At 62.6% G+C, this 21,376-nt stretch carries 19 protein-coding genes; 12 read left to right on the forward strand and 7 right to left on the reverse strand.

All coding sequences use genetic code 11. From position 1 onward, the window contains the following. The first annotated feature begins 37 nt into the window (after nucleotides 1–37). Complete coding sequence (rpoH, locus tag KPL81_RS04620; protein WP_219790864.1) at nucleotides 38–904, forward strand: RNA polymerase sigma factor RpoH; 867 nt, start codon at nucleotides 38–40, stop codon at nucleotides 902–904. 72 nt (nucleotides 905–976) lie between these two features. Here the strand turns inward: rpoH and slmA are convergent, their stop codons facing one another. The 5 genes from slmA to coaBC all read right to left on the reverse strand — a co-directional run bounded on the left by slmA (nucleotide 977) and on the right by coaBC (nucleotide 5,936). Further along, nucleotides 977–1,591 carry a nucleoid occlusion factor SlmA gene (gene slmA, locus KPL81_RS04625; protein ID WP_209475892.1) on the reverse strand — a complete coding sequence of 205 codons (615 nt, stop codon included), beginning with the start codon at nucleotides 1,589–1,591 and terminating at the stop codon, nucleotides 977–979. Between the two features lie 72 nt (nucleotides 1,592–1,663). Beyond that, complete coding sequence (argB, locus tag KPL81_RS04630; protein WP_219790865.1) at nucleotides 1,664–2,584, reverse strand: acetylglutamate kinase; 921 nt, start codon at nucleotides 2,582–2,584, stop codon at nucleotides 1,664–1,666. 32 nt (nucleotides 2,585–2,616) lie between these two features. Beyond that, entirely contained in the window at nucleotides 2,617–4,014 is a 1,398-nt protein-coding gene (locus KPL81_RS04635) for a phosphomannomutase/phosphoglucomutase (protein WP_219790866.1), read from the reverse strand. A 99-nt stretch (nucleotides 4,015–4,113) separates the two neighbouring features. Then, nucleotides 4,114–4,596, reverse strand: a complete 483-nt coding sequence (gene dut / locus KPL81_RS04640) for a dUTP diphosphatase (protein ID WP_219790867.1) — start codon at nucleotides 4,594–4,596, stop codon at nucleotides 4,114–4,116. Between the two features lie 53 nt (nucleotides 4,597–4,649). Beyond that, nucleotides 4,650–5,936, reverse strand: coding sequence for a bifunctional phosphopantothenoylcysteine decarboxylase/phosphopantothenate--cysteine ligase CoaBC (coaBC, locus tag KPL81_RS04645; RefSeq protein ID WP_219790868.1), 1,287 nt, complete (start codon nucleotides 5,934–5,936; stop codon nucleotides 4,650–4,652). A gap of 142 nt (nucleotides 5,937–6,078) precedes the next feature. Here coaBC and radC point away from each other — a divergent pair, with 142 nt between their 5' ends. From radC to KPL81_RS04700, 11 genes are all read left to right on the forward strand, one after another. Further along, nucleotides 6,079–6,753, forward strand: coding sequence for a RadC family protein (radC, locus tag KPL81_RS04650; protein WP_219790869.1), 675 nt, complete (start codon nucleotides 6,079–6,081; stop codon nucleotides 6,751–6,753). A 171-nt stretch (nucleotides 6,754–6,924) separates the two neighbouring features. Further along, entirely contained in the window at nucleotides 6,925–7,161 is a 237-nt protein-coding gene (rpmB, locus tag KPL81_RS04655; protein ID WP_010630182.1) for a 50S ribosomal protein L28, read from the forward strand. 25 nt (nucleotides 7,162–7,186) lie between these two features. Then, nucleotides 7,187–7,342, forward strand: coding sequence for a 50S ribosomal protein L33 (gene rpmG, locus KPL81_RS04660; RefSeq protein WP_016417370.1), 156 nt, complete (start codon nucleotides 7,187–7,189; stop codon nucleotides 7,340–7,342). A 136-nt stretch (nucleotides 7,343–7,478) separates the two neighbouring features. Further along, complete coding sequence (gene mutM / locus KPL81_RS04665; protein WP_219790870.1) at nucleotides 7,479–8,303, forward strand: bifunctional DNA-formamidopyrimidine glycosylase/DNA-(apurinic or apyrimidinic site) lyase; 825 nt, start codon at nucleotides 7,479–7,481, stop codon at nucleotides 8,301–8,303. Between the two features lie 22 nt (nucleotides 8,304–8,325). Next, a complete protein-coding gene (locus KPL81_RS04670; RefSeq protein ID WP_219790871.1) occupies nucleotides 8,326–9,516 on the forward strand; it encodes a class I SAM-dependent rRNA methyltransferase in 1,191 nt (396 codons plus the stop codon). Between the two features lies 1 nt (nucleotide 9,517). Next, nucleotides 9,518–9,832, forward strand: coding sequence for a putative signal transducing protein (locus KPL81_RS04675; protein ID WP_219790872.1), 315 nt, complete (start codon nucleotides 9,518–9,520; stop codon nucleotides 9,830–9,832). Nucleotides 9,833–9,851: 19 nt separating this feature from the next. Further along, the gene (locus KPL81_RS04680) at nucleotides 9,852–10,298 is read left to right on the forward strand and encodes an acyl-CoA thioesterase (protein ID WP_219790873.1); all 447 of its coding nucleotides are present in this window, start codon (nucleotides 9,852–9,854) and stop codon (nucleotides 10,296–10,298) included. 167 nt (nucleotides 10,299–10,465) lie between these two features. Then, nucleotides 10,466–11,581: an alanine dehydrogenase gene (ald, locus tag KPL81_RS04685; RefSeq protein WP_219790874.1), complete on the forward strand. Its 1,116-nt coding sequence runs from the start codon at nucleotides 10,466–10,468 to the stop codon at nucleotides 11,579–11,581. Between the two features lie 91 nt (nucleotides 11,582–11,672). Next, complete coding sequence (locus tag KPL81_RS04690; protein WP_219790875.1) at nucleotides 11,673–12,698, forward strand: tryptophan--tRNA ligase; 1,026 nt, start codon at nucleotides 11,673–11,675, stop codon at nucleotides 12,696–12,698. Nucleotides 12,699–12,815: 117 nt separating this feature from the next. Continuing rightward, a complete protein-coding gene (locus KPL81_RS04695) occupies nucleotides 12,816–14,021 on the forward strand; it encodes a YeeE/YedE family protein (protein WP_219790876.1) in 1,206 nt (401 codons plus the stop codon). A gap of 123 nt (nucleotides 14,022–14,144) precedes the next feature. Continuing rightward, nucleotides 14,145–15,821, forward strand: coding sequence for an NAD-dependent malic enzyme (locus KPL81_RS04700; protein ID WP_219790877.1), 1,677 nt, complete (start codon nucleotides 14,145–14,147; stop codon nucleotides 15,819–15,821). Nucleotides 15,822–16,108: 287 nt separating this feature from the next. On the opposite strand, the gene KPL81_RS04705 is transcribed toward KPL81_RS04700, so the two are convergent. Next, nucleotides 16,109–18,403 (reverse strand): NACHT domain-containing protein, encoded by a 2,295-nt coding sequence (locus tag KPL81_RS04705; RefSeq protein WP_219790878.1) that lies wholly within the window; start codon nucleotides 18,401–18,403, stop codon nucleotides 16,109–16,111. A 111-nt stretch (nucleotides 18,404–18,514) separates the two neighbouring features. Continuing rightward, complete coding sequence (acnA, locus tag KPL81_RS04710) at nucleotides 18,515–21,265, reverse strand: aconitate hydratase AcnA (protein WP_219790879.1); 2,751 nt, start codon at nucleotides 21,263–21,265, stop codon at nucleotides 18,515–18,517. Between the last annotated feature and the right edge of the window lie 111 nt (nucleotides 21,266–21,376).

Below are 21,376 nucleotides of genomic sequence, written 5' to 3' on the forward strand. Positions count from 1 at the left end.
TGAACTGTATATTAGGTTTTCAAGGAGACAACCTGCAATGAGCACCAGTCTTCTGCCGGTGGGCCAGCTCTCACCGGGGCATGACCTCAACGGGTACATCCAGGCGGTCAACGGCATCCCCATGCTGACCGCCGAGGAAGAGCGCGAACTCGCCTTCCGCCTTCACGACGAAGGCGATCTGGAGGCGGCGCGTCGCCTGGTGCTGTCGCATCTGCGCTTCGTCGTGCATATCGCGCGCAGCTACTCCGGTTACGGTCTGCCACAGGCCGACCTGATCCAGGAAGGCAACGTGGGGCTGATGAAGGCCGTCAAGCGCTTCGATCCCAATCAGGGGGTGCGCCTGGTCTCCTTCGCCGTGCACTGGATCAAGGCCGAAATACACGAATTCGTGTTGCGCAACTGGCGTATCGTCAAGATCGCTACCACCAAGGCCCAGCGCAAGCTGTTCTTCAACCTGCGCAGCGCCAAGAAGCGCCTGGCCTGGCTGAACAACGACGAGGTCGATGCCATCGCACGCGACCTGGACGTCAAGCCCGAGGTGGTGCGGGAAATGGAAGGCCGTCTGTCGGCCCATGATGCCGGCTTCGACGTCTCGCCGAGCGACGACGAGGAGACTGCCTACCAGGCGCCGGTTCACTATCTGGACGATGACGGCTCCGACCCCGCGGCCCAGCTTGAGGACAGCGACTGGGAAGATGATGCCAGTCGCCGCCTGCGGATGGCCCTGGAGGCGCTGGACGAGCGCTCGCGCGATATCCTCCAGCGCCGCTGGCTGGCCGATGACAAGGCCACGCTGCATGAGCTGGCCGATGTCTATGGTGTCTCCGCCGAGCGCATACGTCAGCTCGAGAAGAATGCCATGAAGAAGATCCGGCAGCAGTTGGGCGACGCCCTGGCGGCCTGACGGCATCGCTGCCTGAACGACGAAGCCCCGGTTCGCACGGATCCGGGGCTTTTTCGTGTAGCGAACGAGAGGTTAGGCGCTCTGGGTGATCGGTGCGCGCATCAGCTGTGCCGAGAGCAGTGACCACTGATCGTCCCAGTGCTCGGTGGGGCGGCGCTGGAAATCGCTGCGCACGTACTGGGAGATGCGCCCTTCGGCCACGGCCATCAGCAGGTTGGCGGTGGCCGACACCGGCAGTACGGTGCGCCGCCGCTCGCGCAGCTCGGCTTCGCGCAGTACCTGCTTGAGCTGGGTTTCCAGGCGCTCGAAGAGCTGGTGGATGCGCAGCCGCAGCCTCTCGGTCTCGCCGGTCAGCACGTCGCCCTCGAGCAGGCGGGAGAGGCCCGGGTTCTTCTCGGCGAAGGCCAGCAGCAGGGTAAGGATCTGCCCGCAGCGCGGCACGGCCTCATGCATCTCGTCGAGAATACGCGAAATGCGCTCGAACAGGGTCTCCTCGATGAACGAGATGAGTCCCTCGAACATTCTCGCCTTGCTCGGAAAGTGGCGGTAGAGGGCGGCTTCGGAAACCCCTACCTGGCGCGCTAGCGCCGCGATGGTGATGCGCTTGCCGCTGTCTTCTTCCAGCATCAGGGCGAGCGCCTGCAGGATCTGCTCGCGCCGGCTGGACGTCTGTGTTGCCTGCGTCATGTCGAAGTATGTCTTCTGGTTATTGGATGGCCGGAGGCCCTCGCCCCTGGCCGGTACGGAGCGAGGGCTCCTTCAGTTGTTGTCGTTCCCTTGCTGGTCGGCATCGGTGATCAGGGTACCGACCCCGGCATTGGTGAAGATTTCCAGCAGCGTGGCATGCGGCACGCGGCCATCGATAATATGCGCGCTGCGCACGCCGCCCTTCACGGCCTCGAGCGCGCAGCGGATCTTGGGCAGCATACCACCATGAATGGTGCCGTCGGCGATCAAAGCGTCCACCTGGGCAGTGGTCAGCCCGGTGAGCACCTCGCCCTCGGCGTTCATCAGGCCGGCCACGTTGGTCAGCAGCATCAACTTCTCGGCGCCCAATGCCTCGGCCACCTTGCCCGCCACCAGATCGGCATTGATGTTGTAGCTGTGGCCCTGGGCATCGACGCCGATCGGGGCGATCACCGGAATGAAGTCGCGCTCGGCGAGCATCTCGATCAGGTCGGTGGAGACATGTTCGACTTCCCCCACGTGGCCGATGTCGATGATTTCGGGGGCGGTCATTTCCGGCGTCTTGTGTTCCACCTTGAGCTGGCGCGCGCGGATCTGGGCGCCATCCTTGCCGGTGAGGCCGATCGCCTTGCCGCCGCATTGGTTGATCAGGTTCACGATGCCCTTGTTGACCAGACCGCCAAGCACCATCTCCACCACGTCCATGGTCTGCGAGTCGGTGACCCGCATGCCGTTGACGAAGCGCGATTCGATCTTGAGCTTGGCCAGCAGCTCGCCGATCTGTGGCCCGCCGCCGTGGACCACCACAGGATTGATCCCCACTTCCTTCATCAGCACCATGTTGCGGGCGAAGGAGTCGATCAGGGTGTCCTCGGTCATGGCGTTGCCGCCGTACTTGACGACGACGGTCTTGCCGGAGAAGCGCTGAATGTAGGGAAGTGCCTCGGAGAGCACTTCCACTACCAGCCGCGGGTCACGAGTCGTTTCGGTCATGGTCCTTCCTCAGGGAATCGAAAACGCTGCCGTCAGCTCGGCAGCGTCAGCGCCGGATCGACCTGCGTGAGGGCGTCGGCGAAACGGTTGCGGATGCGCTCGAGGGCCGCGTCGCTCTTGCCCTCGAAGCGCAGCACCAGCACCGGCGTGGTGTTGGAGGCGCGGCAAAGGCCCCAGCCGTCAGGGTAATCGACGCGGATGCCGTCGAGGGTGGTCTTGACGCCATCGTCGCCAAAGTCGCCCTCGCGAGCCAACTTATCGACCAGCTCGAACTTGTTCTCGTCGGTGACGTGGACGTTGATCTCGGGTGTGCCGATATCCTGCGGGTAGCGGGCGAAGTAGGCGTCGGCATCGTCGTCCTGCTTGGCGAGGATCTCCAGCAGCCGGGCGGCGCCGTAGAGGCCGTCGTCGAAACCGTACCAGCGTTCCTGGAAGAAGATGTGACCGCTCATCTCGCCGGCGAGCGCCGCGCCGGTCTCCTTCATGCGTGCCTTGATCAACGAGTGGCCGGTGCGCCACATCTCCGGCGTGCCGCCGGCCCGCTCGACCACGCCAGCCAGATTGCCGGTACACTTGACGTCGAAGATCACCCGGGCGCCGGGGTTGCGCGACAGCATGTCCTCGGCGAAAGCCATCATCAGATGATCGGGATAGATCAGCTTGCCACTCGGGGTGACCACGCCGAGGCGATCACCGTCGCCGTCGAAGGCCAAGCCGATGTCGGCGCCGGTCTCCTTCACCGTGCGGATCACATCCTGCAGGTTTTCGAGCTTGCCCGGGTCGGGGTGATGGTTGGGGAAATTACCGTCGATCTCGGCGAACAGCGGCACGGTGTCGGCGCCGAGCCGCTCGATCAGCTTGGGACCCAGCTCGCCGGCCACGCCGTTGCCGCAGTCGACCACCGCCTTGATCGGGCGCTCGAGCTTGATGTCGCCGACGATGCGCTCGAGGTAGGCGTCGCGCACGTCCTCGTGACGTACGCTGCCCTGGCCCTCGACGAGATCGCCGGACGCGATGCGCTGGTACAGCGCAGTGATCGCCTCGCCTGAGAGGGTCTCGCCACCTAGCACGATCTTGAAGCCGTTGTAGTCCGGCGGGTTGTGGCTGCCGGTGACCATTACCCCGGAGGCGGTGCCCTCCAGCACGTGAGTGGCGAAGTAGAGCACCGGCGTGGGCACCATGCCGATGTCGACCACGTTGCGGCCGGCGGCGGTCAGGCCGCGGATCAATGCCTCGCTAAGCCGCGGACCGGAGAGGCGGCCGTCGCGGGCCACCACCACGGTGGCTTCGTTGCGGGCGGCGGCCTCCGAGCCGATGGCGCGACCGATCTGCTCGACGGTGGCCTCGGTCAGGGTGTCGTCGACGATGCCGCGAATGTCGTAGGCGCGGAAGATGGAGGCCGGTACGCTGCTGTTCTCGACTTGGCTCATAGCGGTTCCTTGTCAGACAGTGTGAGTTCGTGGATATCAGGTTGCGAGGGACTGCTGCCGGGCGTCACCGCTCCTTGGGACGCCCGCGGCGTTCTGCGATCAGTGGCGACCCGAACTGCCGAAGCCGCCTTCGCCGCGCAGGCTGGCCTCGAAGTCGTCGACGACCTCGAGTTCGGCTTGGACCACCGGTACCAGGACATACTGAGCCAGACGCTCGAAGGGCTCCAGCACGAAGGTGGTATGGCCGCGGTTCCAGACGGAAATCATCAGCTCGCCCTGGTAGTCCGAGTCGATCAGCCCCACCAGGTTGCCGAGCACGATGCCGTGCTTGTGGCCCAGTCCCGAGCGCGGCAGGATCAGGCCGGCCAGGCCCGGGTCGCCGATATGGATGGCTAGGCCGGTGCGTACCAGCTCGCACTGGCCGGGCTCGAGGGTAAGCGGCGCCTCGAGCAGGGCGCGCAGGTCCATCCCGGCCGATCCCAGCGTGGCGTAGCGGGGCATGTAGTCGTGCAGCCGCTCGTCGAGCAGCTTGACCTCCAGCCGCGGGCGGTGGGTTGGCCTGGTGTTTTGTGACTCGGGCATGGTCGCTCCGTCGGGTTCACTGATTCTGGATTCGGATAGGTTCGGGGCGGCGCTCAATGCACGGGGCGCGAGGTCAGGCAGCCGAGCGCCCGCTCGATCACCGCCCTGGCGAGCTCGGACTTGGGCTGTGGCGGCAGACTCGCGCCACCTTCTCCCTCGCCGTCACGCCACAGCAGTAGGGCAGCGTTGTCGTCGGCGCCGAAGCCCAGGCCCGCGGTCGAGACGTCATTGGCGACGATCATGTCCAGCCGCTTGCGCTCGAGCTTGTCGCGCGCGTATGCCTCGAGCTCGCGGGTCTCTGCCGCGAAGCCCACGACCAGGGGGCGGCCTCCTGCGCTATCCCGGAGCCTGGCGATGTCGGCAATGATATCCGGGTTCTTGACCAGCTTCAGGGTCAGGCCTTCCTCGCCTTCGCGCTTCTTGATCTTGTGCTCGGCGGCCGTCGCGGCGCGATAGTCGGCCACCGCGGCACAGCCGATGAAGAGATCGCACTCGGTCGCCAGCCGGCGGCTCGCCTCGTGCATCTGTCGCGCCGTCTCCACATCGGTGCGCTCGACTCCTGCGGGGGTCGGCAGGTTCACCGGGCCGCTGATCAGGGACACGCGGGCGCCGAGTTCGGCAGCGGCGGCGGCCAGCGCAAAGCCCATCTTTCCCGAGCTGTGGTTGGAGAGGTAGCGCACCGGGTCCAGCGGCTCACGGGTGGGGCCGGCGGTGATTACCACGTGCAGGCCGCGGGCCGGCATCTCCCCGGCAAGCGCAGCCTGGCCGTGCGCTGTTTCGCGATTCGGCAGGATAAGCTCGGCCATGATCGCCTCGGGCTCGAGCATGCGGCCCGGCCCCACGTCGCCGCAGGCCTGGTCGCCGCTGGCAGGCCCCAGCAGCCGCCAACCGTCCTGTGCCAGGCGCTCGGCGTTGCGCTGGGTAGCGACGTGGCGCCACATGGCCTGGTTCATGGCTGGTGCCAGGATTCTCTCGGCGTCGCTGGCCAGGCACAGCGTGGTGAGCAGGTCGTCGGCCATGCCTTGAGCCAGGCGCGCCATCAGGTCGGCAGTGGCCGGGGCGATCAAGATCGTCTCGGCCCAGCGAGCCAGTTCGATATGGCCCATGCCGGCCTCGGCTTCGGGATCGAGCAGCGAGGTGCGCACCGGTTCGCCGGTCAGAGCCTGCAGCGTCAGCGGCGTGATGAAGGCCTGTGCGCCTTCGGTCATCACCACACGCACTTCGCAGCCCGACTGCTTGAGCAGACGGGCGAGCTGGGCGCTTTTGTAGGCGGCGATGCCGGCGCTGATGCCGAGCAGAATACGCCGGCCGGCGAGCCGATGGGCGGACTGCGTTGTCATGAATACTTCCTGAGCTGAAACCTGACCCCGACCGTTAACCTTACCACTGCCGTTGAACTTGCGCAGCCGCATCCTGTCGCGCGAGTCGGTTACAATGGCTGACGCTAATTAACCCATGGAAAGCGTAGCAAGGAGACAGGGGATGTCGATTCGCGACTGGCCCGAGGGCGAGCGCCCGCGGGAGAAACTGCTGGCGCTGGGCGCCGAGGCGTTGTCCGATGCCGAACTGCTGGCGATCTTCCTGCGCGTAGGGGTGGCGGGGCGCTCGGCGGTAGATCTGGCCCGCGATCTGCTAGGAGCGTTCGGCGGTCTGCGCCAGCTGCTCGAGGCCGACGAGACGCGTTTCTGCGCCGAACGCGGCCTGGGCACGGCCAAGTTCGTCCAGCTCCAGGCCACCCTCGAACTCTCCAAGCGTCACCTGGCGGCTCAACTCGCCCGCGGCAATGCGTTGACCTCACCCACGCTGGTGCGGGCCTACTTGGCCACCCAGTTGCGCCACCTGGGGCACGAGGAGTTCGCCGCGCTGTTCCTCGATACCCAGCATCGCGTGATCCGCTTCGAGTCGCTGTTCCGGGGTACGTTGGACAGCGCCTCGGTCTACCCGCGCGAGGTTGCGCGCCGCGCGCTTGAGCTAGGCGCCGGCGCGATAATCTTTGCCCATAACCACCCTTCCGGGGTGGCCGAGCCCTCCGATGCCGACCGGCGCATCACCGAGCGGCTGCGCGAAGCGCTGGGGTTGTTCGAGATCCGTGTGCTGGACCACTTCGTGGTCGGCGATGGGGAGGTCGTATCTTTTGCAGAGAGAGGGTGGCTTTAGGCGGCAGGACAGGTAGAATACGCGCCTACTATTGCCTGCCGGGGCGCACTCTGCTATAAAGTGCAGCCTTTGAATTCCCTTGGGTCAAATGACAACGGGGTCGTTCCCGGTTTGCCCGACAGGTTTTGAACACACAGGTTTGACCACCTGGCCAAGCGGTTGGAGGCTCCCATGTCCAAAGTATGTCAGGTTACCGGCAAGCGCCCGGTGACTGGTAACAACGTTTCACACTCCCAGCGCAAGACCCGCCGTCGCTTCTTGCCGAACCTGCACACCCACCGTTTCTGGGTGGAGTCCGAGAACCGCTTCGTCAAGCTGCGGGTCTCCTCCAAGGGTATGCGCATCATCGACAAAAAGGGCATCGACGCGGTGCTCAGCGACATCCGCAAGCGCGGCGAAGCCGTCTAAGCGACCAAACAGGGAGACAGCAGTCATGCGCGACAAGATCAAGTTGGTGTCCAGCGCCGGTACCGGCCACTTCTACACCACTGACAAGAACAAGCGGAACACCCCGGACAAGCTCGAATTCAAGAAGTACGATCCGGTCGTTCGCAAGCACGTGATGTACAAGGAAGCCAAGATCAAGTAACCCGATCCGGCGCTCTCCATTGGAGGTGGGCGTCCGGGGCGACTTGACGGCTTCCAGCCGCAGGTAGCAAGACCTGTCCTCCTGAACCCGGTTTTTACCGGGTTCAGGCGTATCTATTTCCGGGATTTTTTTCACCATGCCCGAGCTTCCCGAAGTCGAGACCACCCGGCGCGGCATCGCCCCCCACGTTGAGGGACGCGAGATCGTCGAGGCGATCGTGCGCCAACCGCGCCTGCGCGTGCCGGTACCGGACGACTTCATCGAGCGCCTGGTGGGCTCGCGCATCGGCACGCTTTCGCGACGCGCCAAGTACCTGATGCTGCCGCTCAAGGGCGCAGACACCGGCAGTCTGATCTGGCATCTGGGCATGTCGGGCAGCCTGCGCATCGCCCGGCTGGGCGATCTGCCCAAGAAACACGACCATGTCGATCTGGTGCTCGACGGCGGTGCCATCCTGCGCTACCACGATCCGCGCCGCTTCGGCTTCGTCGACTGGCTCGCCGGCAGCCAGGAGAGCGACCCGCGGCTGGTCAACCTGGGGCCCGAGCCGCTCTCCGAGGCCTTCGACGGCGAGCGGCTCTACTGCCTCTCGCGCGGTCGGCGCATGGCGGTCAAGCCGTTCCTGATGGACAATGCCGTGGTGGTGGGCGTGGGCAACATCTACGCCAGCGAGGCGCTGTTCCTGGCCGGCATCGACCCACGACGCGCGGCGGGGCGCATCTCGCGCGAGCGCTACGAGCGCCTGGCCGCGGCGGTGCGAGAGGTGCTGGCCGCCGCCATCACCCAAGGCGGTACCACCTTGCGCGACTTCGTCAGCGGCACCGGTGAGCCGGGCTACTTCAAGCAGCGCCTCAACGTCTATGGTCGTCATGGCCAGGGCTGCCGACGCTGCAACGGCGAGCTGCGCCTGGTAACGCTGGGGCAGCGGGCCAGTGTCTTCTGCCCTGCTTGCCAAAAATGACCCCCACTCCATGAGACGAACCATGACCCAGACCCTGCGCCTCAAGAAGAACGCCGACCGCCGCCTCAAGGCCGGTCACCTGTGGCTCTACTCCAACGAGGTCGACGTCGAGGCCACGCCCCTCAAGGGCCTCGAACCGGGCGGCCAGGTAATCGTCGAGGCCGCCAATGGCAAGGCCATGGGCGTGGCCTATGTCAATCCCAACTCGCTGATCTGTGCCCGGGTGGTGTCACGCGACCCCGGCATGCGGCTCGACCGCTCGCTGCTGGTGCACCGCTTCAACCAGGCGCTGGCGCTGCGTCAGCGGCTGTATGCCAAGCCCTACTACCGACTGGTGCACGGCGAGGGTGACCTGTTGCCGGGGCTGGTGGTGGACCGCTTCGACGATGTCCTCGTGGTACAGCTCAATACGCTGGGCATGGAGCGCCTCGCCGAGGAGGTCGTGGCGGCGCTGGACAAAGTGCTCTCGCCGCGGGTCATCGTGTTCAAGAACGACTCCTCGGGGCGCCGGCAGGAGCAGCTCGAGCGCCAGGTCACCGTGGCCAAGGGCGAGCTCGACGGGCCGGTACCGATGGAGGAGAACGGCGTGCGCTTCCACGTGCCGGTGCTCGATGGCCAAAAGACCGGCTGGTTCTTCGATCATCGCGCCAACCGCGCCTGGCTCAACGGCTTGGTCGCCGGCAAGCGGGTGCTGGACGTATTCAGCTATGTCGGCGGTTGGGGCGTGCAGGCAGCGGCCCATGGTGCCAGCGAGGTGCTGTGCGTGGACGCCAGCGCCCAGGCGCTGGAGCGGGTAGCCGAGAATGCGGCCCTGAACGGCCTGCACGAGCAGGTGGCGGTAGGCGAAGCCGATGCCTTCGAGGCACTGGCCGCGCTCAAGGCCGACGGCGAGCAGTTCGATGTGGTAATCCTCGACCCGCCGGCCTTCATCAAGAAACGCAAGGACATTCCCAACGGTGAGCGCGCCTATGCCAAGCTCAACCGCGAGGCGATGCGCTTGCTGGGACGCGACGGACTGCTGCTGTCGGCCTCGTGCTCCATGCACCTGGCGCCGGAGCGGCTGGTGGACGTGGTGCGCGGTGCGGTGCGCCACCAGGATCGTCACGGCCAGGTGATTTATCAAGGCCATCAGGCGGCGGACCACCCGGTGCACCCGGCCATTCCCGAGACCGCCTATCTGAAGGCTCTCGGCGTAAGGGTTTTCCGGGATTGAAATGATTGGCTACGTTCGCGTCTTCGCCCACTCCAATTCGCTGCTGGTCAGCCACGTGCGCAACCTGCTGGCCGCGGCGGGCATTCCCGTGGAGCTGCGCAACATGGTGCTGGCCGGTGGCGCCGGCGAGCTGCCGCTGGGCGAGTGCGAACCCGAGGTGTGGGTGGCCGAACACAATCGCGAGCGTGCAGAGAGCCTGATTCGCGATGCCATGGCGGGCAGCAACGAGCAGGCGGAGTGGCGCTGTTCGAACTGCGGCGAAACGCTGGATGGTGTCTTCGAAGCCTGCTGGCGCTGCGGCACGCCCAAAGCCTGAACCTGCAACGGAGTGCACCATGCCACAGGAATGGGATCTTCCCGGACCGTTCGTCATCGAGCTCGAGGTGGAAGCCTCGGCCATCGACGAGTACGGCCATGCCAACAATGCCGCCTACCTGCGCTGGGTCGAGCAGGTGAGCTGGGCGCATTCGGAACACCTCGGCCTCGATCTGGCCCGCTATCGTGAACTGGACCGCGCCATGGCGGTGCATCGCCACGAACTCGATTACCTGGCGCCGGCCTTCGAAGGGGAGCGCCTGGTACTTGCCACCTGGATCGTTGGCTGCGACGGCCGCCTCACGCTGACGCGGCGCTTCCAACTCGTTCGCCCGGCCGATGGTCGCACCTTGCTGCGTGCTCGCACCCGCTTCGCCTGCATCGAGCTCTCCAACGGGCGTCCGCGGCGTCTACCCGAGGAGTACGTAACCGTCTACGGCGGTGCGCTCATTGTCGAGAAAGGCTGATATTTTTTCGTCAGGATCGGATCTTTTGAGCTGATTTTCTGCTAATAAATGGCATTGCATGGATTTTTGCCGTTGTTGGTTTCCTGTGCTTCATGTTTTGACTTCCTGTGCTGTAATGCGCGTGTCGTATACCTAACAACATGCAGCAGACGCTCAGGAGGTGCCCCATGAAGATCGCCGTGCCGAAGGAAATCAAGAACCATGAGTATCGCGTCGCCCTGACTCCCACGGGGGCGCGGGAACTGGCGACGCGAGGCCATTCGGTGACCGTTCAGGTAGGCGCCGGGGAAGGGGCTGGTTTCTCCGATGCCGATTATGAGGCGGCCGGCGCCCGGCTAGAAGCCAGCGTCGATACCCTGTGGGGCGGGGCCGAGCTGATTCTCAAGGTCAAGGAGCCGCAGGCGGAGGAGGTGGCACGCCTCTCCAGTGGGCAGACCCTGTTCACCTACCTGCACCTGGCGGCCGAGGAGAAGCTGACTCGTGGCCTGATGGAGAGCGGGGCCACCTGCATCGCCTACGAAACCGTCACCGACCGCCAGGGCGGCCTGCCGCTGCTGGCACCCATGAGCACCGTGGCCGGTCGCATGGCCATTCAGGCTGGTGCTCACAGCCTGGAGAAGGCCCAGGGCGGCTCCGGCGTGCTGCTGCCGGGCGTGCCCGGCGTGGCGCCGGGCAAGGTGACCGTTATCGGCGGCGGCGTGGTGGGCGAGAATGCCGCACGCATGGCGCTGGGGCTGGGCGCCGAGGTGACCGTGCTCGACAAGTCGATCCCGCGTCTCGAGGTGCTCGACGACCGCTATCAGGGGCGCATGAAGACCGTCTTCTCTACCGCCGACGCAATCGACGAGGCGGTGCACGAGAGCGACCTGATCGTCGGTGCCGTGCTGATTCCCGGCGCCGCCGCGCCCAAGCTGATCACCCGCGCCATGCTCGCCGACATGAAGCCCGGCAGCGTGCTGGTGGACGTGGCCATCGACCAGGGCGGCTGCTTCGAGACCAGCAAGCCCACCACCCATGCCGAGCCGACCTACATGGTCGACGGCGTCGTTCACTACTGCGTGGCCAACATGCCGGGTGCGGTGGCGCGCACCTCGACCCAGGCGCTAACCAACGCCACTCTGCCGTTCGTCATCGCCCTGGCCGACAAGGGCTGGAAGCGGGCGCTGGCCGATGATGCCCACTTCCTGCCTGGGCTCAACGTCCACGACGGCCAGGTCACCTATCGCGCCGTGGCCGAGGCGTTTGGCCTTGAGAGTGTCGATCCCGCCAGCCTGGTGCGGTAACGGCCGATTCGTTTGAAGCGGGGGCAGGTCGCCTTGCCTGCCCCCCTCGCGTTAACATAGCGGGCATTTCCGACAGCAGAGTCCGCTTTCCATGAGTGCAGCTTCCCAGAAGACACGCGTTCTCACCGGCATCACCACCACCGGTACGCCCCACCTGGGCAACTACGTCGGGGCCATCAAGCCCGCCATCGCCGCGAGCCAGGACCCGAGCGTGCAGTCCTACTACTTCCTCGCCGACCTGCATGCGCTGATCAAGTGCCAGGACCCCCAGCGCGTGCAGGAATCGCGCCTGGAGATCGCTGCCACCTGGCTGGCGCTGGGGCTCGATACCGACAACGCCATCTTCTACCGTCAGTCGGACATCCCCGAGATCCCCGAGCTGACCTGGATGCTGTCGTGCGTCTGCGCCAAGGGCCTGATGAACCGCGCCCACGCCTACAAGGCGGCGGTGGCCGAGAACGAGGCCGCGGGCAACCAGGACCCCGACAAGGGCATCACCATGGGCCTGTTCGGCTATCCGGTACTGATGGCCGCCGACATCCTGATGTTCAACGCCAACAAGGTGCCGGTGGGTCGCGACCAGATCCAGCACATCGAGATGGCGCGCGACATGGGTGGGCGCTTCAACCATCTCTACAAAGGGGAGTTCTTTACCCTGCCCGAGGCGGTAGTGGACGACGACGTGGCGGTGCTGGGCGGCCTCGACGGGCGCAAGATGTCCAAGAGCTACAACAACACCATCCCGCTGTTCGTCTCAGAGAAGAAGCTGCTCAAGCTGGTGCGCAAGATCAAGACCAACTCGCTGGAGCCCGGCAAGCCCAAGGACCCGGAGGGCTGCACCCTGTTCCAGATCTACTCCGCCTTTGCCACGCGCGAGGAGCGTGAGGCGATGCGCGGTGAGTACGCCAGCGGCATCGGCTGGGGCGAGGTCAAGAACCGCCTGTTCGAGCTTCTCAACGAGCAACTGCGCGAACCTCGCGAGCGCTACGTGGCGCTGATGGAGGATCCGGGGCACATCGAGAACGTGCTGCTCAAGGGGGCCGAGCGCGCACGCGCCGAGGCGGCACCGTTCATGGACAGGCTGCGCCATGCCGTGGGACTGGGGCGCTTCGTCTGAGCGGTTGTGTACCGTACCCGGGGCGCCTTCTTGGCGCCCTGTCTCGTTCTGATGGCCGGTTGGCGCGCATCGGCGAAACTTGCCACGCTGCATGAGAGTGTCGAGAGGAGAAGAGACATGGTCACTGCGGTGGATACGGTGCGTCCGCGTCGGGTCTCTCTGGTGCTGGGAGCGCTGCTGCTGGCCGCCGCCCTGATGGTAGGTCTGGCCTACGGTACGCGCCTGGGCCTGCTGCTGGTCGTCGGGGCGTTGCTGGGGGTGTCGCTCTACCACGCCGCCTTTGGCTTCACCGGCGCCTGGCGGGTCTTCATCAGCGAGCGCCGCGGGCGCGGACTTCGCGCGCAGATGGTCATGCTGGCCATCGCCGTGGTGCTGTTCTTCCCTGCGCTCGGTGCAGGTACCCTCTGGGGGCAGGGCGTGACCGGCTTCGTGGCGCCGATCGGCGTTTCGGTTGTGGTGGGCGCCTTCCTGTTCGGTATCGGCATGCAGCTCGGCGGCGGCTGTGCCTCGGGCACGCTGTTTACCGCCGGTGGCGGCAATGCGCGCATGATGATCACGTTGCTCTTCTTTATCGTCGGCTCGCTGATCGGCACCGCACATTTCGGCTGGTGGATGAGTTTGCCGGCCTTTCGACCGGTGTCCTTGGTGCAGACCTTCGGCGCGGAAGGCGGCATCGCCGTGAGTCTGGCGCTGTTCGGCACCATCGCCGTGCTCACGGTGCTGATGGAAAAGCGCCGCCACGGCGGGTTGGAGGAGGCGCCTCGGGCCAACTTTGGCCAGGGGCGCTGGCTAACCGGTCCCTGGCCGCTGCTGCTCGGTGCCGTGGCGCTGGCGCTGCTCAACTTCGCCACCCTGGCGCTGGCCGGCCGCCCCTGGGGCATCACTTCCGCCTTCGCCCTGTGGGGCGCCAAGGCTTACGAAATCCTTGGTGGCGACGTCAGCCAGTGGAGCTACTGGCAGAGTCCGGGCAACGCCGCGGCACTGCATGCCAGTGTATGGAGCGACATCACCACGGTGATGAACGTGGGGATCATCCTAGGTGCCATGGTCGCTGCTACCCTGGCCGGGCGTTTCTCTCCGACCCTGCGGATTCCGCTGGGCTCGGTGGGGGCGGCAGTGATCGGCGGCCTGCTGCTCGGCTATGGAGCCCGGCTGGCGTTCGGCTGCAACATCGGCGCCTACTTCAGCGGCATCGCCTCGGGCAGCCTGCACGGCTGGGCGTGGCTGGTGGCGGGTTTCGCCGGCAACATGCTCGGCGTGCGACTACGCCCGCTGTTCTTCGATCGTCCGCCCCGCGACAGGACCCGGGCCAAGGTAAGTTGAGCTTTGCGCCACGGCTCGAGAGGCGTGGTAGAGTTACGCCAACGCGCCGCCAGAGCGCTTGGGAACCTCGCCCCGTCGAGCGTTTCCTACGGCCCGGTTCCAGTCACCGTATCGAGACAAGAGATGCCCGAAAGCAAACGTCCACTCTATATTCCCTACGCTGGCCCTTCGCTGCTCGAAATGCCGCTGCTCAACAAAGGCAGCGCCTTCACCCGCGAGGAGCGGCTCGAGTTCAATCTGATCGGCCTGCTGCCGCAGAACGTGGAGTCCATCGAGGAGCAGGCCGAACGCGCCTACCGCCAGTACCAGCAGTGCCACAGCGACCTGGAGCGGCACATTCACTTGCGGGCGATCCAGGACGACAACGAGACCCTCTATTACCACCTGGTGATGCAGCATCTCGAGGAGATGCTGCCGATCATCTATACCCCCACGGTGGGCCAGGCCTGTGAGGAGTTCTCCAATATCTACCGCAGCCACCGCGGCCTGTTCGTCAGCTACCCTGACCGCGAGCGCATGGACGACATCCTGCGCAGCGCCACCAAGGACCGGGTCAAGGTGATCGTGGTCACCGACGGTGAGCGCATCCTCGGCCTCGGCGACCAGGGCATCGGCGGCATGGGTATTCCGATCGGCAAGCTGGCGCTGTATACCGCCTGCGGCGGCATCAGCCCGGCCTATACGCTGCCGATTACCCTCGACGTGGGCACCAACAACCAGGCCCTGCTCGACGACCCGATGTACATGGGCTGGCGCCACCCGCGTATCTCCCAGGAGGAGTACGACGCCTTCGTCGACGAGTTCATCGCCGCGGTGAAGCGCCGCTGGCCCAACGTGCTGCTGCAGTTCGAGGACTTCGCCCAGGCCAACGCCGTGCCGCTGCTGGAGCGCTACCGTGACCAGTTATGCTGCTTCAACGACGATGTGCAGGGTACCGCCGCCGTTGCGGTGGGCACGCTGATGGCGGCCTGCCAGGCGCGTGATGAGACCGTTGCCGACCAGCGCGTGGTGTTCGTCGGTGCCGGCTCCGCCGGCTGCGGCATCGCCGAACAGGTGATCGTGGCGATGCAGGCCGAGGGGCTCTCCGAGAAGGAGGCACGACGGCGCGTGTACATGGTCGATCGTGACGGTCTGGTGACCACGGACCAGCCGTGGCTGCGCGACTTCCAGCGTCGCCTGGCCCATGAGCCGGAACTCGTCGAGGGGTGGCAGGACCAATCACTGCTCGAGGTGGCGCGCCATGTCCAGCCCACCGTGCTGATCGGTGTCTCGGGGCAGCCGGGGCTGTTTTCCGAGGACGTGATTCGTGCCATGCACGCCGGCTGCGAGCGGCCGGTCATCCTGCCGCTCTCCAACCCCACCTCCCGCGCCGAGGCGACGCCCGCCGACGTGCTCGAGTGGACCGACGGCCAGGCGCTGGTGGCGACAGGCAGCCCCTTCCCGCCGGTGGAGTACGGTGGCAAGACCTACCCCATTGCCCAGTGCAACAACGCTTACATCTTCCCCGGGATCGGCCTGGGCGTCGTGGCAAGCGGCGCCAGGCGCATCACCGACACCATGCTGATGACCGCTTCCCGAGCGCTGGCTCGCGAGGCGCCGCTGGTGAGGGAGGGCGAAGGCTCGCTGCTGCCCGCGCTATCGCAGATTCGAGAGCTGTCCAAGGCCATCGCCTTCGAGGTCGCCGCTCAGGCCCAGCAGGAAGGCGTGGCGTTGCGCACCGACGGCATCAAGCTGCGTCAGGCCATCGAGCGCAGCAGCTGGACGCCGGAGTACAGGTCCTATCGTCGCCGCGCGTTCTAGGTGGCAAGCCACGGGCTACGGGACTCGAGCTGAGAGCTAAATGCAGCCTGAGGCTCGAAGCCCGATACAAGTCGCCCCTGCCGGTTACCCGACAGGGGCTTTTGCATGGATGCAGAATGAAGGAACGGCGGTCTTACGCCGCGCCAATCATGCGCCGCAGCACGTAGTGGAGGATGCCACCATGGCGGTAGTACTCCAGCTCGTTGGCGGTGTCGATGCGGCACAGGGCCTCGAGCGCTCCTTATCATGACGAAAAACGGCAGCCAAAGGTTATAAGTTAGACGGGGTTACTGTATGTCTTGTGAATGATGAGGTTGGTCTTTTATAGCCTTTTCGTAAAGATTTGATAGTGCTATCTGCATGTTTCTGTTCCCTTTGAGTTGCTTTATGAACCTTTTCGAGAATCTTTCAGTGATCTGGGAGTATTTGTTTTGCTCTCCAGTGCTTTCAACTATCGCAGCTTGAAGGGCTAGTGGGATTTTCTTTCCATACTGTTCTATCATTAGGTCATGAGCATTATTGTCTTTAGTTTTTACCAAAACGCTATTTAAAAGGAAAAGTTCAACCATCCCGCTCTCACAAATATCTGGTCGGCTGAATAAGTCGAGAGCTCTTTCCTTTATAGCTTCTGCAAAATAATCATACCCATAGCTTTCATTAAGGCAGTGTGAAATAATGCATAGAAGCTGTATGGCGCTGAATTGTTGTAAAGGACTTTCAGTTTTCTGTTCTATTAATTCTTGGTATAGGTTGGCTGCATCATGAAATGCCGATTCAACGCTTCTGGTTATAATTATGTAAGGGGTGAGGTAGGCTGCCAATAAAAAACCGCCGTGGCCAATTATTTTTAGAAAGCGATATTTTTCATCTCTGAGATCTATGTTGTCAATTGCATTTATGATCTCGGGGCAGTCGCGTTTAATGCCGAGGTAAAAGAAGTATGATGAAGACCAGTACATGTCATATATTTCTTCATTTATGGTCGCCTTGTTATCCCTGGATAGTGCTTGTGCATAAAAGAATTCTGCAAATGTTCTATGGCGAAAGGAAATCGTTTTTTTCTGTCGGTTGTATATAAAAACTTCGTTTTTGCTTATAATTTTCTCAAAAAGTTTTTCTTTCTCTATCTGGAATTTTCTGCTGTTTACGTAGTCGTTGTAAATAGACTTGGCATCCCCGGCAGGGATGTGAATGAGTGAGTTTTCGATTGCAAATTCAGCAATATTAATAACGGTGTTATTGGTGATGTCATATTCTATTTGTGACTGGAGCCCTTTTTGCATATCCCATCTTCCCAGAACAAGCTCCATGTATTTAGCATATAAGTCTGTCATGGTGGATGGGATTTCTTGAATATTTTCTTTCAATATTCTAGCTAGCAGAATAGCAGAAATAGGGGTTCTTGGTAGTGCTTTAAATACCTGTGATCTGTCTAAGTCTTTTTCTAGCCTTGCTATTGCCGAGCTGTCTTGGCATATGGTTTTTACCAAATCCAATACTTGAGGCACCGTAAAGGGACAAAGTTGATATCTTGTGAAAAATCCGTCTAGCTCAGCCTCAAGCTCGGGGTCATCAAAATTTCTCGAAGTGATCACTATCTTTATGTTATCTTGGTTTTTTACACTCTCTCGTATGGATGAAAGAAAAGCTAGTCGATCCTCGTTGGTGATGCGAAGTTCGTCCATTGCATCGATCATGATTAAATACATTTTTTGAGGTTTAAGCTTGAATTTTGTGAGCGTTGTTGTTATTAGGTTGGAAATGCAGGCGGAATGATCATCGTATAAATCAATGGCGTCGATTAAGATTGGCAAAGTTTCGTTTTGGACAAAATTTTCGCTATTTGAAAAATAACTAGCCGCTCTTCCTAGTAGTGTTGACTTTCCGCTTCCCATCATTGCTTCAATGAGGATTAGTCGTTCTTTTCGTATGGCTTCGTGAATGTCGACTCTTTTTATCGGTCTAGGCTTTGTGAGCTTGTATATGCTTTTTGAATTGTCTATTTTGATTAGGCTTTGAGGTACATAGGTATTGTCTGTGATATAAAAACCCATGCCGTTATTGTGAGTGATTTCTTTAGACGTTTCTCTTACATGATTGAGATATTCGTTTTCTTCAATCGTAACATTGTTCCAAAACTCGGAGCAGTGAGTATCAATTAAAGTTATTAGCATGTCTTGATCAATGAATTTTATTTTCTTGCTTTTGTATTTGTTGTGAATTTTCTCTCTGGCATTTTGGGTTATGGTGCCACTTGCGATAACCCAGATTTCAGTTAGGTAGATTTTTTTCTTTCCGCCTTCTACTGTTCTCTCAATATCACATTCTTCTATTTGTCTCTCGACTTCTGAATGGCTCTGAGTTATTTTTCCAATCTTAACAACAGCGCCTATATATTCTGTGCCGCCTAATGTGTTGTCCTTTTTTGTGAGTATGAAGTCTGCGCCCATCTCACTGTTGCCTTGACGATAATCAACGCTCACTATGTCAGTGAGCTTTCTAAATAGTACGTTAAGTAGGGGGTGGAATTCTTTAACCTCGTCTTGAATTGAACGTAATTTTTCTACGCGATGGTCTTTCATGTCTTCCCTGCTTAAGTGATGTTTTGTTAGATAATTTCATAGGTTCTTGTTTATGGCAATAGAAAGGCCCCGCTTCAGCGGGGCCGTTCTATATGCACTGACGTGGCTTGCTCAAGCCGCGCCAATCATGCGCCGCAGCACGTAGTGGAGGATGCCTCCATGGCGGTAGTACTCCAGCTCGTTGGCGGTGTCGATGCGGCACAGGGCCTCGAGCTTCTTCTCGCCCTTGGCGCTCTTCACCGTGACCGTCACCTTGCCGCCCGGGGTGAGATCGGCCAAGCCCTCGATCGAGACTGTCTCGTCGCCGGTCAGGCCGAGGCTCTTGCGATCCTCGCCTTCGGGGAACTGCAGCGGCACCACGCCCATGCCGATCAGGTTGGAGCGGTGGATGCGCTCGTAGGACTCGGCCAGCACGGCGCGCACGCCGAGCAGACGCGTGCCCTTGGCCGCCCAGTCGCGCGAGGAGCCGGTGCCGTACTCCTTGCCGGCCACCACCACTAGCGGCGTCTCCTTCTCCTGATACTTCATGGCGGCGTCGTAGATCGCCATCTGCTCACCCGAGGGCACGTGGCGGGTCTCGCCGCCGACCACGCCGTCGAGCATCTCGTTGCGGATACGCACGTTGGCGAAGGTGCCGCGCATCATTACCTCGTGGTTGCCACGCCGCGAGCCGTAGGAGTTGAAGTCCACCGGCTTGATACCGCGCTCCTGCAGGTAGCGCCCGGCGGGACTGTCGGGCTTGATGGCGCCGGCCGGCGAGATGTGGTCGGTGGTCACCGAGTCGCCCAGCAGGGCGAGGATATGGGCATCCCGGACGTCCTCGATCGGTTCCGGGGCGCGGCCCATGCCCTCGAAGAAGGGCGGGTGCTGGATGTAGGTCGAGGAGGGCGACCACTCATAGACCTGGCTCTGCGGTACCTGCAGCGCCTTCCAGGTCTCGTCGCCTTCGAACACCTCGGCGTACTCCTTGCGGAACATCTCGGTCTTGACCTTTTCCACGGCACTGGCGATGTCGGCCTGAGAGGGCCAGATGTCCTGCAGGTAGACCGGGTTGCCGTCCTTGTCCTCGCCCAGTGGATCGCGGCTGAGGTCGAGGCGTACGTTGCCGGCCAGGGCGTAGGCCACCACCAGCGGCGGCGAGGCGAGCCAGTTGGTCTTCACCAGCGGATGGATACGGCCTTCGAAGTTGCGATTGCCGGAGAGTACCGAGGCCACGGTGAGGTCGCCGTCCTCGATTGCCTTCTCTATGGGCGGCGGCAGCGGACCGGAGTTGCCGATGCAGGTGGTGCAGCCGTAGCCCACCAGGTTGAAGCCGAGGGCGTCGAGGTCGTCGTTGACGCCACCCGCTTCGAGGTACTCAGTGACCACCTTCGAGCCGGGTGCCAGCGAGGTCTTGACCCAGGGCTTGGTCTTGAGCCCCTTGGCCAGGGCGTTGCGCGCCAGTAGCCCGGCGGCCATCATCACGCTGGGGTTAGAGGTGTTGGTGCAGGAGGTGATGGCGGCGATCACCACGGCGCCGGGGTTGAGCATGAACCGCTCGCCGTCCAGTTCGACGTCCTGGCTGTCATGGTGCTCATAGCTCTCGTGCACGCCGACCGCCGTCTGGCCACCCTCCGAGTAGAGCCGTCCCTTCTCCTCACTGGGAGTCGGCGTGCCGTTCTGCTCGCCCTCCATCAGTTTCTCGAAGGTGACCTTCATGTCCTTCAGCGCGACGCGGTCCTGGGGGCGCTTGGGGCCGGCCAGGCTGGCCTCGACGTCGCCCAGGTCCAGGTGCAGGGTGTCGCTGAAGATCGGTTCGTCCCCGCTTTCGCGCCACAGCCCTTGAGCCTTGCTGTACGCCTCTACCAGTTCGATCTGGGCATCGTCACGGCCGGTCAGGCGTAGATAGGCGAGCGTTTCGTCGTCGACCGGGAAGAAGCCGCAGGTGGCGCCGTACTCCGGCGCCATGTTGGCGATGGTGGCGCGGTCGGCCAGTGGCAGGTCGGCCAGGCCGTCACCGTAGAACTCGACGAACTTGCCCACCACGCCGCGGCTGCGCAGCATCTGGGTCACCGTCAGCACCAGATCGGTGGCGGTGATGCCTTCCTTGAGCTTGCCGGTGAGCTTGAAGCCCACCACCTCGGGAATCAGCATCGACACCGGCTGGCCGAGCATGGCGGCTTCGGCCTCGATGCCGCCCACACCCCAGCCCAGGACGCCGAGGCCGTTGATCATGGTGGTGTGGGAGTCGGTGCCCACCAGCGTATCCGGATAGGCGAAGGTCTTGCCGTCTTCTTCCTTGCTCCACACCGTACGGCCCAGGTACTCCAGGTTGACCTGATGGCAGATCCCGGTGCCCGGCGGCACCACGCGGAAGTTGTCGAAGGCGTCCTGGCCCCAGCGCAGGAACTCGTAGCGCTCCCGGTTGCGCTCCATCTCGATGGCGACGTTGTCCTTGAAGGCGGTAGGGTTGCCGTACTTGTCGACCATCACCGAGTGATCGATGACCAGATCCACCGGCGACAACGGATTGATGCGTGAAGGGTCCTCGCCGAGCTTCTGCACCGCGGCACGCATCGAGGCCAGGTCCACCACGCCGGGCACGCCGGTGAAGTCCTGCATCAGCACCCGGGCCGGGCGGTAGCCGATTTCGCGGTCGGAGCGCCCGCCTTGCTGCCAGTTGACCAGCGCCTGCAAGTCCTCGCGCGCAACGCTCGGGTCGTCGGCGAAGCGTAGCTGGTTTTCGAGCAGGATCTTCAGCGTCTTCGGCAGCCTGTCGATGTTGCCCAGGGCATCGGCTGCCTGCGGCAGGCTGTAGTAGTGATAGGTGGTGCCGCCGGCGTCCAGGGTCTGCAGGGTGTCCGGCATCTCGTCACGGCTCATGAAGGTCTCCTGTCACGGTAGTGAACGGTCCTTTTCTTCGCTCTCATGCTTAACACATGGTCATGATAGGTCCCCCTTTCAAGCGCTGCCCAGGGTTTCTATGCTGAATGA

Origin of the sequence: Billgrantia antri (genome assembly GCF_019430905.1) — a bacterium.
GTDB lineage: Bacteria > Pseudomonadota > Gammaproteobacteria > Pseudomonadales > Halomonadaceae > Halomonas > Halomonas antri.

Excerpts from the sequence above, each read along its gene's own strand:
- KPL81_RS04700 (WP_219790877.1), top strand. The coding sequence starts at position 14,145 with ATGCCCGAAAGCAAACGTCCACTCTATATTCCCTACGCTGGCCCTTCG.
- mutM (WP_219790870.1), top strand. The coding sequence starts at position 7,479 with ATGCCCGAGCTTCCCGAAGTCGAGACCACCCGGCGCGGCATCGCCCCC.
- KPL81_RS04635 (WP_219790866.1), bottom strand. The coding sequence starts at position 4,014 with ATGAGCCAAGTCGAGAACAGCAGCGTACCGGCCTCCATCTTCCGCGCC.
- slmA (WP_209475892.1), bottom strand. The coding sequence starts at position 1,591 with ATGACGCAGGCAACACAGACGTCCAGCCGGCGCGAGCAGATCCTGCAG.
- dut (WP_219790867.1), bottom strand. The coding sequence starts at position 4,596 with ATGCCCGAGTCACAAAACACCAGGCCAACCCACCGCCCGCGGCTGGAG.
- KPL81_RS04705 (WP_219790878.1), bottom strand. The coding sequence starts at position 18,403 with ATGAAAGACCATCGCGTAGAAAAATTACGTTCAATTCAAGACGAGGTT.
- argB (WP_219790865.1), bottom strand. The coding sequence starts at position 2,584 with ATGACCGAAACGACTCGTGACCCGCGGCTGGTAGTGGAAGTGCTCTCC.
- KPL81_RS04675 (WP_219790872.1), top strand. The coding sequence starts at position 9,518 with ATGATTGGCTACGTTCGCGTCTTCGCCCACTCCAATTCGCTGCTGGTC.
- radC (WP_219790869.1), top strand. The coding sequence starts at position 6,079 with ATGTCGATTCGCGACTGGCCCGAGGGCGAGCGCCCGCGGGAGAAACTG.
- acnA (WP_219790879.1), bottom strand. The coding sequence starts at position 21,265 with ATGAGCCGTGACGAGATGCCGGACACCCTGCAGACCCTGGACGCCGGC.
- KPL81_RS04670 (WP_219790871.1), top strand. The coding sequence starts at position 8,326 with ATGACCCAGACCCTGCGCCTCAAGAAGAACGCCGACCGCCGCCTCAAG.
- KPL81_RS04695 (WP_219790876.1), top strand. The coding sequence starts at position 12,816 with ATGGTCACTGCGGTGGATACGGTGCGTCCGCGTCGGGTCTCTCTGGTG.
- rpmB (WP_010630182.1), top strand. The coding sequence starts at position 6,925 with ATGTCCAAAGTATGTCAGGTTACCGGCAAGCGCCCGGTGACTGGTAAC.
- coaBC (WP_219790868.1), bottom strand. The coding sequence starts at position 5,936 with ATGACAACGCAGTCCGCCCATCGGCTCGCCGGCCGGCGTATTCTGCTC.
- KPL81_RS04690 (WP_219790875.1), top strand. The coding sequence starts at position 11,673 with ATGAGTGCAGCTTCCCAGAAGACACGCGTTCTCACCGGCATCACCACC.
- KPL81_RS04680 (WP_219790873.1), top strand. The coding sequence starts at position 9,852 with ATGCCACAGGAATGGGATCTTCCCGGACCGTTCGTCATCGAGCTCGAG.
- rpoH (WP_219790864.1), top strand. The coding sequence starts at position 38 with ATGAGCACCAGTCTTCTGCCGGTGGGCCAGCTCTCACCGGGGCATGAC.
- rpmG (WP_016417370.1), top strand. The coding sequence starts at position 7,187 with ATGCGCGACAAGATCAAGTTGGTGTCCAGCGCCGGTACCGGCCACTTC.
- ald (WP_219790874.1), top strand. The coding sequence starts at position 10,466 with ATGAAGATCGCCGTGCCGAAGGAAATCAAGAACCATGAGTATCGCGTC.